This window comes from Variovorax boronicumulans NBRC 103145, from assembly GCF_001591345.1.
GTDB classification, from domain to species: domain Bacteria; phylum Pseudomonadota; class Gammaproteobacteria; order Burkholderiales; family Burkholderiaceae_C; genus Variovorax; species Variovorax boronicumulans.
The window spans coordinates 1-12,458 of the sequence record NZ_BCUS01000155.1; the positions used below are offsets into that span (position 1 = coordinate 1).

The 12,458-nt window shown below is 68.7% G+C and carries 11 protein-coding genes and 1 pseudogene; 2 read left to right on the plus strand and 10 right to left on the minus strand.

Annotated features, from left to right (window positions below):
• Positions 1-216: pseudogene (locus tag VBO01S_RS28295) on the plus strand (ELWxxDGT repeat protein); the annotation flags it as partial.
• Here VBO01S_RS28295 and VBO01S_RS28300 read toward each other — a convergent pair.
• The 9 genes from VBO01S_RS28300 to VBO01S_RS28335 all read right to left on the minus strand — a co-directional run bounded on the left by VBO01S_RS28300 (position 197) and on the right by VBO01S_RS28335 (position 8,926).
• Positions 197-1,129, minus strand: a complete 933-nt coding sequence (locus tag VBO01S_RS28300; protein ID WP_062481648.1) for an alpha/beta fold hydrolase — start codon at positions 1,127-1,129, stop codon at positions 197-199. The pseudogene VBO01S_RS28295 and the gene VBO01S_RS28300 sit on opposite strands and share 20 nt — an antisense overlap.
• Positions 1,130-1,141: 12 nt before the next feature.
• Positions 1,142-2,344, minus strand: a complete 1,203-nt coding sequence (pqqE, locus tag VBO01S_RS28305; protein ID WP_255221229.1) for a pyrroloquinoline quinone biosynthesis protein PqqE — start codon at positions 2,342-2,344, stop codon at positions 1,142-1,144.
• Positions 2,289-2,558, minus strand: coding sequence for a pyrroloquinoline quinone biosynthesis peptide chaperone PqqD (pqqD, locus tag VBO01S_RS28310; RefSeq protein ID WP_062481654.1), 270 nt, complete (start codon positions 2,556-2,558; stop codon positions 2,289-2,291). The genes pqqE and pqqD overlap by 56 nt, the downstream gene beginning before the upstream one ends.
• Positions 2,555-3,292 (minus strand): pyrroloquinoline-quinone synthase PqqC, encoded by a 738-nt coding sequence (pqqC, locus tag VBO01S_RS28315; protein ID WP_062481657.1) that lies wholly within the window; start codon positions 3,290-3,292, stop codon positions 2,555-2,557. The genes pqqD and pqqC overlap by 4 nt, the downstream gene beginning before the upstream one ends.
• A gap of 4 nt (positions 3,293-3,296) precedes the next feature.
• The gene (gene pqqB / locus VBO01S_RS28320) at positions 3,297-4,217 is read right to left on the minus strand and encodes a pyrroloquinoline quinone biosynthesis protein PqqB (protein WP_062481660.1); all 921 of its coding nucleotides are present in this window, start codon (positions 4,215-4,217) and stop codon (positions 3,297-3,299) included.
• Positions 4,218-4,275: 58 nt separating this feature from the next.
• A complete protein-coding gene (pqqA, locus tag VBO01S_RS33515) occupies positions 4,276-4,350 on the minus strand; it encodes a pyrroloquinoline quinone precursor peptide PqqA (protein ID WP_013539171.1) in 75 nt (24 codons plus the stop codon).
• 36 nt (positions 4,351-4,386) lie between these two features.
• The gene (locus VBO01S_RS28325) at positions 4,387-6,612 is read right to left on the minus strand and encodes an outer membrane protein assembly factor BamB family protein (RefSeq protein ID WP_062481663.1); all 2,226 of its coding nucleotides are present in this window, start codon (positions 6,610-6,612) and stop codon (positions 4,387-4,389) included.
• An 89-nt stretch (positions 6,613-6,701) separates the two neighbouring features.
• Complete coding sequence (locus VBO01S_RS28330) at positions 6,702-7,763, minus strand: ThuA domain-containing protein (protein WP_062481666.1); 1,062 nt, start codon at positions 7,761-7,763, stop codon at positions 6,702-6,704.
• 155 nt (positions 7,764-7,918) lie between these two features.
• Positions 7,919-8,926 (minus strand): TRAP transporter substrate-binding protein, encoded by a 1,008-nt coding sequence (locus VBO01S_RS28335; RefSeq protein ID WP_082818330.1) that lies wholly within the window; start codon positions 8,924-8,926, stop codon positions 7,919-7,921.
• 140 nt (positions 8,927-9,066) lie between these two features.
• Here VBO01S_RS28335 and VBO01S_RS28340 point away from each other — a divergent pair, with 140 nt between their 5' ends.
• Entirely contained in the window at positions 9,067-9,849 is a 783-nt protein-coding gene (locus VBO01S_RS28340; protein WP_062481672.1) for an IclR family transcriptional regulator, read from the plus strand.
• A gap of 15 nt (positions 9,850-9,864) precedes the next feature.
• On the opposite strand, the gene VBO01S_RS28345 is transcribed toward VBO01S_RS28340, so the two are convergent.
• The coding region (locus VBO01S_RS28345; RefSeq protein ID WP_157627480.1) for a beta strand repeat-containing protein at positions 9,865-12,458 on the minus strand (2,594 nt) is incomplete at its 5' end.

Below are 12,458 nucleotides of genomic sequence, written 5' to 3' on the forward strand. Positions count from 1 at the left end.
GAGCCGTGGACCAGCGACGGAACGCCGGCCGGCACGCGCGCCGTGGCCGACCTCGCCGCCGGCGAACGTCACGCCATGCCGCTGGGCTTTCGCACGCTGGGCGACGCCGTGCTCTTCGTGGCCGACGACGGCCATGGCAACGACCGCCTGTGGTCGCACCGCAGGGACGGCAAGGTGACATTGATCGGCGATCCGCTCAAGGAGCGGCTGCGCTGACACCGAAGGCCTGCGTGGCCGCGTAGTCGCGCAAGGCCTGCTGCATGGCCGCGGCAATGGCGGGGTGCGTCGGGTCGTGGCCTGCGCCCTGCGCCCACTGCAGCGGCGCACCCAACACCTGCGCCAGTGCCTGCGCGCCCTCGGGCGGACACAGCGCGTCCTGCGTGCCGTGCACGATCAACGTGGGCACGGCAGGCAACGCGGCGCAGCGCTGCAACAACGAGGGCGCATCGAGCCAGCAGCTGTGCCGCAGATAGTGGCTCTGCACGCGGTAGCGCGCCACGAGCCGCGGCAGCATCGCTTCGTCGATCGGCGGCGCTGTGCCTCCCGTGGCGAGGCGCTGCTCCCAATCGAACCAGCAGCGCGTCAGCTCGCATTGCCGCGCCCAGGTGCCGTGTGCGAAGACCTCGGCGATCGGCACCGTCACCGGGCATTGCCGGCGCCCGGCCTCGTCCCACAGTGCGCGCCATGCGGGGCCGTCGTGCTGCAGGGCACCGGCGAAGAGCGCGTGGATGTCGCTCGGGCGCGCGAGGAACACGTTGCGCAGCAGCAGGCCCGCGACGGCCTCCGGGGCGTCGAGCGCATGCATCAGCGCCAGCGTGGCGCCCCACGAGCCGCCCACCACCAGCCATCGATCGATGCGCAGATGCGCGCGCAGCAGACGCAGGTCGGCCAGCAGATCGGCGAGCGTGTTGTGTTCGATCGATCCTGCAGGTGTGCTGAGGCCCGAACCGCGCTGATCGGGGCAGACGATGCGGTAGTGCGCCGGATCGAAGTCCCGGCGCAACAGCGGCGAGCAGCCCGAGCCCGGCCCGCCGTGCAACACCACCACGGGCAGGCCCGCCGGGTTGCCATGCTCCTCGACGTGCATCACATGCCCGCCATCCAGCGGCAGGCGATGGGTGATCGTCATCGGCGCGTGTTCTCAGCTCAGCGCGTTCGCGTCGGTGCGAAAGACGAGGTCGCCCGCACGCCGCGCGCCCGGCACGAAGCGGATCGGCGTGCCATGGTCGCGCGGATCACCCGCCGCCTTGACCATCGCCTCCACCTCCTCATGCCGCGGACTCTTCGGGCACACCGGGTCCGTGGCCGCCGCGTCGCCGGTCAGCAGAAAAGCCTGGCAGCGACAGCCCCCATGATCCTTCTCCTTCTCGTCGCAGCTCTGGCAGGTGCTGCTCATCCAGCCCGTGCCACGGTACGCGCCGAAGGCCGGGTTCTCCTGCCAGATGCTGCGGATGCTGTGCTCGCGCACATTGGGAAAGTCGAGCCCGGGCAGCATGCGCGCGCTGTGGCACGGCAGCGCCACGCCGTCGGGCGCGACCACGAGGAACACGCTGCCCCACCCCGCCATGCACGGCTTGGGCTTGCCCTCGGCGTAGTCGGGCACCACCCAGAGGATCTTCATGCGGCCGTCCAGGCGCGGGCGATGGGTTTCCACCACCGCCTCGGCCGTTGCCAGCATGTCGCGCGAGGGCATCAGCATCTCGCGGTTGCGCCAGGCCCAGCCGTAGTACTGCACGTTGGCGAGTTCGAGAAAGTCGGCTTCCATCGCCTCGGCCATCTCGATGATCCGGCCCACGTGCGGCAGGTTGTAGCGGTGCATCACGCAGTTCAGCACCATCGGGTAGCCGAGGTCCTTGATGGTGCGGGCCACGCGCTGCTTGAGATCGAAGGTCTTCGTGGAGCTGAGGAAGTCGTTGAGCTCGCGGCTCGAATCCTGGAACGACAGCTGGATGTGGTCCAGCCCCGCGCGCTTCAACGTCTCGGCCCGCTGCGGCGTGAGGCCCACGCCCGAGGTGATCAGGTTGGTATAGAAGCCGAGCTCGTGCGCCGCCGCGACCAGCTCGGGCAGGTCGTCGCGCAGCAGCGGCTCGCCGCCCGAGAAGCCCAGCTGCACCGCCCCCATCGCGCGTGCCTCGCGGAACACGCGAATCCATTCGGCCGTGTCCAGCTCCTCGCGGTAGCGCGTGTAGTCGACCGGGTTGGAGCAGAAGGCGCAGTGCAGCGGACAGCGGTAGGTCAGCTCGGCCAGCAGCCACAGGGGCGGCTTGGCCACGGCGCGGGGTTGCACCTCAGCGAATCCAGTGGCGTCCACGGGCCTGCTCCAGAAATTCGAGCACGTCGGCATGCAGATCGCTCTCGCCGAAGGTGCGCTCCAGGTCGGCCACGAGCGCGGCCACCGAGGTCTTGCCGTCGCAGCGCTGGAGGATCTCGGCCGCCGGCCCGTTCAGCTTGATCATGCCCTCGGGGAACAGCAGCACGTGGCACTGCTGCGCCTCTTCCCACTGCATGCGGTAGATCGAGGTGAGCGCCGGCTGGGCATCGTCGGTCCATGCGGTCATGGCTGCTGGTCTTTCGGAAGGTCGTCGGGATAAGCCTTCTCGATCGCGTCGAGCATGGCCCAGAGGATGTCGAGCTTGAAGCCCAGGATGTGCAGCGCGCGCTGCTGCCGCTCGCGCGTGGTGCACCACTGCATCGCCACCTCGAGGCCGTGCTCGACGTCGCGGTCGGCCAACGGAATACGGCTGCGAAAGTAGTCCAGGCCCGAGGTGTCGATCCACGGGTAGTGCGTGGGCCATCCCGCGAGCCGGTCCTTGTGGATGCGCGGCGCGAACATCTCGGTGAGCGACGAAATCACCGCCTCCTGCCACGGCGCCGTGCGCGCGAAGTTCACGTAGGCATCGACCGCGAAGCGCACGCCGGGCACGACGAGCGCGTGCGACTCCAGCACCTCGCGCGCCAGGCCGGTGGCGATGCCCAGGCGAGTCCAGATCTCGATGCCGCCCGCGTTGGCGCCTTCATGGTCGCCGTGCCCGTCGTGGTCGAGCATGCGCACCACCCAGCGCCGGCGCGTGGCGCGGTCGTCGCAGTTGGACAGAACGGCGGCGTCCTTCACCGGGATGCGGCACTGGTAGTAGAAACGGTTCGCCACCCAGCCGCGCACCTGGAAGGGTTGCAGCTCGCCCGCGTTGAGCCGGCGATTGAACGGGTGGTGGCTGTGGTAGCGCGACTCCATGGCGCGCAACCTCGCTTCGAACGCCTGCGGGGACCATGAGCCTTGTGTCTCTTGTGTCACGTGTTCAGATCTCCAGGGCCATGCCGTCGAACGCGACCTCGATGCCGCGACGCACGAGCTGTGCGCGCTGTGGCCCGTCTTCGTCCAGGATGGGGTTGCTGTTGTTGATGTGGATGAGCACCTTGCGTTTTGCAGCGCAGGCGTCGAGTGCTTTCAGCATGCCGGGGCCGTGCGGCCCGTCGCATTGCGGCAGGTGGCCCATGTCGGCCGCGTGCTTCTTGCCGAGCCCGGCCGCGACCATCTCGTCTTCGGTCCAGAAGGTGCCGTCGACGAGCACGCAGTCGCAGGCATCGAGGCTGCGGCGCTCGGCCTCGCCGACCTGCGCCAGGCCCGGCGCGTAGAGCACGCGCTTGCCGGTGGCGGGGTCTTCGATGAGCACCGCGGCGTTCTCGCTGCGCGCCTCGGTCTGGCGGCGCGGCGAATACGGCGGCGCCTTGCCGGGCACCGGCAGTGCCTGCAGCCGCAGGCCGGTGATGTCGTGCCAGGCGCCGCCGCCGGGCTCGAGCGACAACGGGTGCCAGGTCACGCCGCAGTAGCTGTCGAGCGTGCGCAGCAGCGGCAGGCTGCCGGTGAGGTCGTCATGGGCCTCGGGCGTGCAGTACAGCTGCAGCCGCTGCCCTTCGCGCAGGCTCAGCAGGCCTGCGACGTGGTCGATCTGAGAGTCCATCAGCACCACCGCCTCGATCGGCGAATGGCGCAGTCCGTGGCGCGGCCACAGGGCCGGCGAGGCGCGCAGTTGCGCGCCGAGGTCGGGGGAGGCATTCAGCAGAATCCAGCGTTCGCCATCGGCCGACACGGCGATCGAACTCTGCGTGCGGGGCGTGGCCCGCACCTGCCCGCTTCGCTGGCCGGCGCACAGGCGGCAATTGCAATTCCATTGAGGGAAGCCACCGCCCGCTCCCGAACCCAGCACCAGAATCTTCATGGGGGCCCAACAAAAAAACACGGCACCGGCGCAAGGCCGGTGCCGTGGGTCTGCGCGCTCAGCGAGCGGAGATGTACATCGTGATTTCGAAACCGAAACGCATTTCTTCGAACTCAGGCTTGCACCATTTCATCGCATTGCTCCTTCAGTGGTTGGGGTTGAGGACATATCAATAGACGACGATCTTTCCCGTCGGGCGCGGGCTATGGCAGTCGTTGTAAAAGTATTCGCCCGGCGTGTCAAAGGTGTGGGTCTGCGACTGGCCCGGGTTCAGCCTGAAATTGAACCGCCCTTCGAAGAACTGCGTGGCGCAGTGGGTGTTGGCGTTGGCTGCGGGGTTGGTGAAGGTCACGGCGGTGTTGACGGGCACGCGCATGAAGGTCGGCGTCATGGCGTTGACGGCCGTCGATTCGGTCGCGCCCGGCTCGTTCGCCGCCGTCTGCACGCGCGCCAGGAACACGGTGTTCGGCGTCGGCAGTGCCGCGCCCTCCACCGCCGCGCCCGACACGGGCCGACGCACCACGGGCGGTGTCGGCGTGGCGGCCGCGGTCACCGCGCCGCCGACCTTGAAGGCCCACAGCCGGTCGCCGCGCGGGGCCGAGTCGCCGTACGGAATGCTGGTGCCGCCCGAGAACACCGCGATGTACTGCTCGCCGTCGATCTCGTAGGAGACCGGGCTCGCGCTGATCGCCGCGCCGGTCTGGAAGCGCCACAGCTCGGTGCCGTCCTGCGCATCGAGCGCCAGCAGGTTGCCGTCGGGCTGCCCGATGAACAGCAGGTCGGAGGCCGTGCTCAGGATGCCGTTGCCGTGCGCCACCGAGTACGGCAGCGGCTTCTTCCACTTGACGAGGTTGGTGCTCGGGTCCACCGCCACGACCGCCCCGGTCATGTAGGTGCCCGGCGGGCGCAGGCCGTTGCTCGACTCGCTGAGCGAGTGCGCTGCCGACACGTAGCCCATGCCCGTGTAGACCAGGCCCGTGCGCTGGCTGAAGGACTGGTGGTTCCAGTTGGCACCGCCGCCGTGGCCCGGGATGGAGAGGATCGGCACATCCCAGTGCGCGTCGTACAGGCAGCCCTTCGTGTAGTTGGGCACCGCGCGGTTCGGGTCGCCCGGAATGGCCGTGCCCAGCGGCTGGTCGACGATGCAGGTCTCGGTCCAGGCGCCCTGGCGCGGCAGGGGCTGCGTGGGCCAGCTGGCCTGGCGGGCGTCCTGCTTCACGGGCACTTCGTCGATGCCCAGCGGCGCGCTGCCGTCCTTGCGATCGAGGATGTAGTACATGCCCGTCTTGCTGCCGTAGATGACGACCTTGCGGTCCTTGCCGTCGATCTTCACGTCGGCGAGCACGGGCGACATCACGTTGTCCATGTCCCAGATGTCGTGGTGCACCGACTGGAAGTGCCACTTGTATTCGCCGCTCTTCAGGTCGAGCGCGACGATGGAGTTGGCGAACAGGTTCTGCCCCGGGCGCGAGGAGCCGTCCTGCGACGAGCCGCCGCGCACGTTGCCGAAGGTCCAGTACACCAGGCCCAGCTCGGGATCGACCGCGGGATGGATCCACGGCGTGGCGCCGGTGCGTGCCGTGTCGGGTGCGCCGCCCCAGGTGTCGTAGCCGAGTTCGCCCGCGCGGGGCACGCCCCAGAAGGTGGTCAGTACCTTGCCGGTGAGTGCGTCGGCCGAGAATGCGGCGCCGCGGTTGCCGTCGTTGGTGCCCAGGTACAGGCGCTTGTCGTGGTAGACCAGCGCGACCTTCTGCAGCGCGCCCTTGTAGTCGGGATCGGTGCTGCTGGTCGGGTACTGCTTGATCCACTCGACGGCGCCGGTGTCGGTACGCAGTGCCACGAGGCGGTTGCCGGTGGCCACGGTGAACACCAGGCCCAGGTCCTTGGCGACGGCCACGCCGCGGCGTGTGATGCTGCCGTAGGGCGTGGTCCACTTCCACTTCGTCACACCGGTCTTGCCGTCCACCGCGACCACGTTGCCCACTGCGGACTCGATGTAGAGCACGCCGTCGACGACGACGGTGGTGCTCTGGTTGTTGCCGGTGGTCATGCCGCCTTCGATCTGGTTGACCCAGGCGCCACCGAGCTGCGTGACCAGGCCCTTGTTGATCTTGCGCAGGCTCGAATAGTTCTGGTTGCCCAGGTTGCCGCCGACCTTCGGAAAGTCCTTGTCGCCGGCGGTGCAGCAGTCCGACAGGTCGGCCGCGGGTGCGGCGGCGGCCGGTGGCGATGCAGGCGGCGGTGTGCCGGCAGACGGCGGCGGCGCGGGGGCCGGCACCACGGGCAGCACGGGCGTGCCGCCACCGCCGCTGGAGCCGCCGCAGGCGGTGATCAGCAACGGCGATGCAAGCACGCCGCACGAGATCAGCAGCGTGACCAATGATTTTTTCTTCATGGATGTCTCTACTCGGTGAACGTTGGAACAGGGATGTTCGAAACGACCGGTGGCGCGCACGGCGCCGCACCGGCCCCGGGAGGTCGTGGTTATTCAGTGGTACAGAAAGGCGTCAGGCCCATCGCCGACTTCACGCCTTGCACGACGAGCTTCTGGAACTCGATCGCGCCCACGCCCGACAGGTCGGCGGTGAACGAGTGCGCGTTGTGCCCGAGGGTCGTGAGCCATGCGCGGCCGCCGTCGTAGTACTGGCACCAGGCGACCGGATGGAAGTCGGCGTGGCCGGGATGCGGCGCGGAGGTGAGCGGCTTCAGCGTCGAGGTGTCGACCTTGGCCAGGAACTTCACCTTCGTCGGGAAGGGCATCAGGTTGTACCACTCGTCCTGGAAGGAGAAGCGCTTGGGCACGTCCTTCGTCGAAGGGTCGTCCGAGACGATCTCTACATCGCCCGCGCGGTTCGGTCCGTGGTTGTAGAAGTTCGCGTTGCCCAGCAGGCCTTCGTAGTAGGGCCAGTTGTATTCCGCGCCGAAGGCGTTGTGCAGGCCGACGAAGCCGCCACCGCGGCGCATGTAGTTGCGCAGCGCGGTGCGGGCGGCGTCCTGGCTGGTGCTCACCGCGCCGTTCCACAAGGTGTCGCGGTTCGAGCTCGCGAAGATGATCGCCTTGTAGTTGTTGATGCGGCTGCCCAGCACGGCCACGTCCTCGGTCCAGTCGACCGTGATGCCCTCGGCCGACAGCATGCGCACGAGGCCTGCCTGCATCACGTTGTCGGTGTTCATCGTCGGGTTCAGGCCGGCCGCCATCGGCGTGCCCAGCACGGCATGGCGCGGGCCGGCGGTGCGCGAGTAGATCAGCACGCGGTCGGGCGTGGTGGCGAACGCGCCCCAGTCGTTGTAGCACTTGGGGTTGGTGCCGCGGCAGACGTTGTAGTACTCGTCGAAGCTGTCGTCGACCTCGGCCACCGGTTCGGTGGGCGCCGGCACTTCGTCGGTCGGCGCGGGCGGCGGTGCCGATGCAGCAGGCGCAGGCGCCACGGGCAGGAACGGCAAGGCCGTGCCACCTCCGCCGTCGCCTCCGCCGCAGGCAGTCAATGCCAGCGCGAGCGCGGCGGCCGATGCAAGTCCGAAGGGAATGGATCTGGGATGTGTCAACGGAGTCTCCTCTTGGTGGTCAATGGCGGAATCGGACGGGCGCACGCGCCCAGCACGTGTCGCTGCGCCGCGGGTGGCGGCAGGCGCAGACGTGGGAGTGACGGAAATTGCCGGCGGGAACGAAGAAAGAGTTCGTCGTCAGCCGTGAGAGCGCGCTACTTGCGGATGCGCACGAGTTCGTCGTTGTAGAGCTTGACGATGGCGGGGTCGTACTGGGCGGCGAACTTGTCGACGACGGGCTTGGCGATGTCGCGCATGCGCTTCTGTTCAGCTGGTGAGAGTTCGTTGAACTGCGCGCCCTTGGCCTGCAGGTCGCCCACGGCCTTCTGCGCGGCGGCGCGGCTGACCTGGCGCTGGTAGCCGCGCGCCTCGTTGGCCGCGTCGTTCATCATCTTCTGCTCGGCCGGCGTGAGCGAGTCCCAGAACTTCTTGCTCACCAGCACGATGTTGGCGGCGTACACATGGTTGGTGGCGCTGACGAACTTCTGCACTTCGTAGAACTTGTTCGACAGGATCACCGCATAGGGGTTCTCCTGGCCGTCCACGGCCTTGGCCTCGAGGGCGCCGTACAGCTCGGCAAAGGGCATCGGTACCGGGTTGGCCTTGAAGGCCTTGAAGGTTTCGAGGAACACGGGGTTGGGGATCACGCGGATCTTCAGGCCCTCGAGGTCTTCAGGCTTGGCGATGGGACGCTTGCTGTTGGTGACGTTGCGAAAGCCCAGGTCCCAGTAACCCAGGGCGACAAGGCCCTTCTCGGGGAGCTTGGCGATCAGGGCCTGGCCCAGAGGCCCGTCGAGCAGTGCATCGGCCTGCGCGAAGTTGTTCACCGAGAAGGGGAAGTCGACGAGGCCGAACTCCTTGACGATGCCTGCGAGCGACGTGGTGGCCGGCGCCGACATCTGTTGCACACCACCCTGCAAGGCCGACTGCTGCTGCATCTCGTTGCCCAACTGCGAGGCGGGGAACTCCTGGACCTTCATCTTGCCGCCGCTCTTGGCCGAGAGCAGTTCGGCAAAGCGCTTGACGCCGAAGCTCACGGGGTGGTCGGCGTTGTTCAGGTGGCCGAAGCGGATCACGCGCTCCTGCTGCGCTTGCGCAACAGCAGGAACGACCAGGGCGAGGGCAAGGCCGGCGGTGGCCAGCGAGCGGTAAAGCGTTCTCAAAGTTGTTCTCCAGCGTGCGATTGAGCGGTCCATGCCGGGGCGCTTCACACGCGCCCCGACTCCTGGCGGCGCGATCTTATCGATTTAGTGGAAAATCTTTCTACTAGTGAAAACACTTGGCAAAATGCTAGAGTCGTCTCATGACAGCCATACTCGAACGCAGCTTCAAGGTGCTCGAACACCTCTCCGGCCACCCCGAGGGCCGAGCGCTTTCCGCGCTTTCTGCCGAGCTGGAAATGCCGTTGAGCGCCACCCACCGCCTGCTGAGCGAACTGGTGCGCTACGGCTATGTGCGGCAGGACCAGAGCCATGGCGACTACATGCTGACCATCAAGCTGGTGTCGCTGGGCCTGAGCTTCTTGAGCAACAGCGGCATCGTCGACGTGGCACAGCCGCTGCTCGACCGGCTCGCGGTCGCGTCGGGCGAGCTGGTGCGGCTGGCGGTGGTCGACGGCGACGAGCTCACCTTCGTCGCGAAGGCGCAAGGCGCCACGCGCGGGCTGCGTTACGACCCGGACATGGGCCTGTCGGTGAACCTCTCGTGCAGCTCCGCAGGCCACGCCTGGCTCTCGACCATGACGGACGAGCAGGCGCTGCAGCTCGTCGCGAAGCAGGGCTTCGGCCAGCCGGAAGACTTCGGCCCCAAGGCGCCGACCACCGTGAAGGCACTGCTCGTGTTCCTGCGCGCCACGCGCAAGCGCGGCTTCTCGATGATCAACGAGGTGTTCGCCCCCGCGATGACCGCCATGGCCGCGCCGGTGCGCGGTGCGCATGGCGGCGTGATCGGCGTCATCACCATCGCGGGGCCGCTGGTGCGGCTCACGGAAGAACGCATGCTCGCGCTGGGCCCGCAGCTGCTGGCCGCGGCGGACGACGTGGCGCGCGCCAGCGGCGCGTCCGCCCTGTTCAAGCGCCGGGCCTGAAGGCCCTGCCAGTCGTCAGTCGACCTTCACCTGGAACAGCACGAAGCCCGTGCCGCCCGGCTCGACCGTGCCGGTGAAGCGCCAGTCGATCGCGCCCGTGCCCCCTGCGGGTTGAACGGTGGTGCAGGCCACCGCGCCCGCGGGCGGCGCGTTCGCCGGCGTGGTCTTGACGCAGCCCGTGAGCGACGCCGGCGTGGTGCCGGTGGTCGCGCTCACGAAGGTGGTGTAGCCCGGCGTCATGTCGTTCACGACCATGCTGCGGATCGGCGCGTCGCCGTTGTTCGTGTAGGTGATGCGGTACTCGAGCGTCTCGCCCGACTTGGCCTGGTTGTTCACGCCGAAGGTGCCGCTTTGCGTGATGTTGCGCACTTCCTTCTTCAGCTCCAGCGCCACGCCCGACACGGTCGTGAGGTCGTCCAGCGTGAAGCTGCCGCTGAGCGACGGGCTCGCGTTGGTGTAGGTGAAGTCGGCGCGGATCGTCGCCCTGTTGTTCGAGCCCAGCGGCGCCGTGGCGGGAATGAATTCCTGCACGATCACGCAGACCTTGCCCGCGAAGGCCACGGGCGTGGCCGCCGCGCTCGGCGGGTACAGCTGCGCCGCGCCGGCCTGCAGGCTGCCGGTGCACCCCACGTCCGCGAAGACCTTCGTCGTCCAGCCGGTGATGGCCGGCGTGGCCGTCTCGCTCGCCACGCTGAAGCGCACCTGCCCAGCCGTGCCGGCCGTGAAGGTGTGGGCGTAGGTCACGGTGCTGCCCGGCAGGCCAGTCTTGGCGCCGTCGGTCGCGAAGGCGCTGTTGTCGACGTCGCCGAAGTTCAGGTTGGCATGGCCCGTGCCGTTCCAGCTGAAGGCGATGCGGTCGGGCGTGCCGGTGCGCGTGTAGGTGTAGGTGCCACCGGCCGCAGCAACCGCTGAGCCCGAAGGCAGCGCGACATTGCCCACCGAGGCACCCGTGGACACGCGCGTGCCCGGGTTGGTTTCTTCCACGCACATCGCCGAGCCCGTGGCCGTGCCGGCCGGCACGCTCAGGCTGTAGGCACCCGACGCGTCCGTGAGCGCGCTCGCGTACACGGCAGCGCCGCAGTTGGTCAGCCGCACGGTCGCGCCCGACAGCGGGCCTTCGCCGCCGTTGACGATGCCGTCGTTGGCCGTGCCGCTGCCCACGCCGTTGTCCAGGAACACGCGGCCGCTCACGATGGCCGCGAGCGTGTTGGTGAAGGTACAGACCACCGCCGTGCCGTTCGTCAGCCCGGCCGCGGGCAGCGTGACGGTGCCCGCCACCAGATCGACGGCCGCCGTCGCCCCGCCCGCCAGGCCCGTGCAGGTCGCGCCCGAGAACGCGAAGCCGCCGGGCATCGAGGCCGCGACTTCGGTCAGCACCGTCTGCGTGTTGGCCGTGGTGAGCGTCTTGATGGTGCCCACCACCGTCGAGCCCGACACCGAGACGTTGATGCTGTCCGAGCCGAAGCCGTTGGTGCCGCTGAACGCGAAGGTGCCCGTGCCGCCCAGCGCCTGCTTGCGGATCTGCACCGTCGGCAGGCGGTTGTTGCTGTAGGTGCAGACGATGGCCTTGCCGGCGTCGCCGGCGCCGATTGCCAGCGTGTTGCTGGCCTGGCCATTGGTGCCGCTCAGGGCGTTGGCCGTGGCGCCGCCGTCGGCGGTACATGACAGCACGGTCGTGTAGTTGGCCAGCGTGCCGGTGGGCATCGTTTCCGCCGGGAAGGTGATGGTGTTGCCGACCGCGGCCACCACCGCCGTGCCGCTGTTGCCGGCCGTGGGTGCGGTCGCGGTGAACGCGGCCGTGTTGTTGGCGCTGCCCGAGGTGGCGCCGATGCTGGCAACGTTGCCCGCTTCGCTGTTCGCGCCCCAGGCCTTGCGCACCTGCAGGGTGACCGTCTTCTTCGCGTTGGTGTAGGTACAGACGATGGCCTTGCCGGCGTCGGCCGCGGCAATCGCCAGCGTGTTGCTCGCCTGGCCGTTGGTGCCGCTCAGCGGGTTGGTGGTGGCGCCGCCATCGGCGGTACAGGCGAGCACGGTGCTGTAGTTCGCGAGCGAGCCCGTGGTCATCGTCTCGGCCGGCAGCGTGAGCGTGCCGCCGACGACCATCGACACCGCAGCGCCGCTGTTGCCGGCGGTGGGTGCGGTCGCGGTGAACGCCGACGTGTTGCTGCTGCCACCCGTGGTCGCGCCGATGCTGGCCACGTCGCCGCTCGTGCTGTCCGCGCTCCAGGCCTTGCGCAGCTGCACGGTGACGGTCTTGGGCGTGTTGGTGTAGGTACAGACGATGGCCTTGCCGGCGTCGCCCGCGCCGACCAGCAACGTGTTGCTGTTCTGCCCGTTGGTACCGCTGAGCGCGTTGGCCGTGGCGCCGCCGCCGGCCGTACAGGCCAGCACCGTGGTGTAGTTGGCGAGCGTGCCCGGCGCCATCGTCTCGGCCGGCAGCGTGATGGTGTTGCCGGCCTGCACGGTCACGGCCGTGCCGCTGTTGGCGCCCGTGGGCGCCGTCGCGGTGAAGGCCGAGGTGTTGCTCGATCCGCCCGTGCTCGCGCCGATGCTCGCCACGTTGCCGGCGATGCTGTTCGCACCCCAGGCCTTGGCGATCTGCAGCGTGG

Coding starts and splice junctions, on each gene's coding strand:
- VBO01S_RS28325 (WP_062481663.1), bottom strand. CDS start 6,612: ATGAAGAAAAAATCATTGGTCACGCTGCTGATCTCGTGCGGCGTGCTT.
- pqqB (WP_062481660.1), bottom strand. CDS start 4,217: ATGAAGATTCTGGTGCTGGGTTCGGGAGCGGGCGGTGGCTTCCCTCAA.
- VBO01S_RS28340 (WP_062481672.1), top strand. CDS start 9,067: ATGACAGCCATACTCGAACGCAGCTTCAAGGTGCTCGAACACCTCTCC.
- pqqD (WP_062481654.1), bottom strand. CDS start 2,558: ATGACCGCATGGACCGACGATGCCCAGCCGGCGCTCACCTCGATCTAC.
- pqqE (WP_255221229.1), bottom strand. CDS start 2,344: ATGCCGACGTGCTCGAATTTCTGGAGCAGGCCCGTGGACGCCACTGGA.
- VBO01S_RS28300 (WP_062481648.1), bottom strand. CDS start 1,129: ATGACGATCACCCATCGCCTGCCGCTGGATGGCGGGCATGTGATGCAC.